Origin of the sequence: Arenimonas sp. (assembly GCF_019459675.1) — a bacterium.
Classification (GTDB): Bacteria; Pseudomonadota; Gammaproteobacteria; order Xanthomonadales; family Xanthomonadaceae; genus Arenimonas.
Map to the genome: position 1 here is coordinate 1 of NZ_JAIBFH010000314.1, position 2,458 is coordinate 2,458.

The following is a 2,458-nucleotide window of genomic DNA, read 5'->3' on the forward strand; positions in this document are numbered from 1 at the left end:
GGGGGCGCCCGGGGCCCCCGGCAAAAATTTCCGCGCATCGGCTGGCCAGCCCCGAAGCCGGCGCGGCGCCGGCGCAAACCGCGTCCCAGCCGTTCGCCAAAGCCACGTCCGGCGATTGGGCGCACGCCAACCCGCCCCAGGCCGACAACAGCAGCATCCCTGTCCGCGCCGCCACACGCATAGTCCGCTCCCCGTTGTCGTATGCCAGAAGCTTATACCGCGGCCGTGCCCCGGCCAGCACCCGCGCTGGTAGGCTTGGGGTTTCCGTCCCGTCGAGGTATCGCAATGCGTATCGCTGTCCTGGCTGCCGCCCTTTCGCTGTCCTTTGCCGCCCAGGCCAAGGAAGGCATGTGGGTTCCGCAGCAGTTGCCCGAAATCGCCGGCCCGCTCAAGCAGGCGGGCCTGGAGCTCGACCCCGCCCAGTTGGCCAACCTGACCGGCGACCCGATGGGCGCCGTGGTGGCGCTGGGCGGCTGCACGGCTTCGCTGGTGTCCCCCGATGGCCTGGTGGTCACCAACCACCACTGCGCCTACGGCGCGATCCAGCTCAACTCCACGGCCGAGCGCAACCTGATGACCGACGGCTTCAATGCCGCCACGCGTGACCAGGAAATCTCCGCCGGCCCCAACGCCCGCGTGTTCGTGATGGACCAGATCACCGACGTCACCGACCAGATGCTGGCCGCCACCACGCCCGACCAGGACGGCTTGGCGCGCCAGAAGGCGCTGGAAGACGCCCAGAAGGCGCTGATTGCCGGCTGCGAATCCGAGCCCGGCTTCCGCTGCACGGTGTACAGCTTCTTCAGCGGCCAGACATACCGCCTGTTCCGCCAGATCGAAATCAAGGACGTGCGCCTGGTGTACGCGCCGCCGGGCGCCATCGGCAACTACGGCGGCGAAATCGACAACTGGATGTGGCCGCGCCACACCGGCGACTTCACCTTCTACCGCGCCTACGTCGGCCCGGACGGCAAGCCGGCGGCGTTCTCGCCCGACAACGTGCCGTTCAAGGCCAAGCACCACCTGCGCATGGCCACCGATCCGCTGGAGGCCGGCGATTTCGTGATGGTGGCCGGCTACCCGGGCACCACCAACCGCTATGCGCTGTTCAATGAGTTCCAGGCCGTGGCCGACTGGCAGTACCCGGTGGTGGGCCAGCACCTCAAGAACCTGGTGGCCCTCACCGACGCCGCCGGCAAGGCCGACCCCGAGATCGAAGTGAAGTACGCCAGCACCATCCGCGGCTGGCAGAACACCATGAAGAACTGGGACGGCCAGCTGGAAGGCTTCCGCCGCATCGACGCCAGCGCCACCAAGCGCGCCGAAGAAGACGCCGTGCTGGCCTGGCTGCGCACCCGCGGCGACGCCGGCGCGCCGGCGCTGGAAGCCCACGCCAAGCTGGTGGCGCTGGCCGCCCAGGCGCGCGAAACCCGCGTGCGCGACACCGTCATCAACCAGGTGTCGGGCACCGGCCTGCTGGGCAACGTGCGCGGGCTGTACCGCCTGGCCATCGAACGCGCCAAGCCCAACGCCGAACGCGCCTCGGGCTACCAGGACCGCGACCTGCCGGCCATCGAGGGCAACACGCGCCAGCTCGACCGCCGCTACGACCCGAAGATGGAAAAGCAGCTGATGGCCTACTGGCTGGCCGAGTACGTGAAGCTGCCGGCCGACCAGCGCGTGGCCGCCATCGACGCGTGGCTGGGCGGCAGCGACGCCGCCGCCATCCAGAAGGCGCTGGACGAAACGTACGCCGCCACCCAGCTGGGTGCGGTGGACGCGCGCCTGGCGCTGCTGACGACCGACCGCGCCGGCTTTGAAGCCAGCACCGACCCGCTGCTGAAGCTGGCCGTGGCGCTGCAGCCGACCCTGCTGGCGCTGGAAGACACCGCCCGCGCCCGCGCCGGTGAAAGCAGCCGCTACCGCCCGGTCTACCTGGCCGCCGTGCAGGACTACAAGCGCAGCCAGGGCCAGGGCGTGTATCCCGACGCCAACCTCAGCCTGCGCATCACCTACGGCAACGTCATGGGCTACAGCCCGAAGGACGGCGTGGCCTACACCCCGTTCACCTCGCTCGACGGCCTGGTGGCCAAGGCCACGGGTGAGGAGCCGTTCGACGCGCCCAAGGCCCAGCTCGACGCCATCGCGGCGATGAGCGCCGAGCAGAAGGCCAAGGTGCCGGTGAACTTCCTGTCCGACCTGGACATCACCGGCGGCAACTCCGGTTCGCCCGTGCTCAACGGCAAGGGTGAGCTGGTGGGCCTGGCCTTCGACGGCAACTGGGAGAGCGTCAGTTCGAACTGGGTGTTCGACCCGGCCATGACCCGCATGATCTCGGTGGACCATCGCTACATGCAGTGGATCATGCAGTCGGTGTACCCGGCGCCGAACCTGCTCAAGGAGCTGGAAGCCGCGCGCAGGTAAGCGCCGTTTCCCGCGTTGCGCGACGGCCGGGCTT

Annotated in this window: 1 protein-coding gene; it reads left to right on the forward strand. The window is 69.4% G+C overall.

What is annotated here, in order from left to right:
* Positions 1–348 precede the first annotated feature (348 nt).
* Entirely contained in the window at positions 349–2,424 is a 2,076-nt protein-coding gene (locus K0M70_RS10680) for a S46 family peptidase (RefSeq protein WP_290781849.1), read from the forward strand.
* The last annotated feature ends 34 nt before the right edge of the window (positions 2,425–2,458 follow it).

Coding starts and splice junctions, on each gene's coding strand:
- K0M70_RS10680 (WP_290781849.1), top strand. CDS start 349: ATGTGGGTTCCGCAGCAGTTGCCCGAAATCGCCGGCCCGCTCAAGCAG.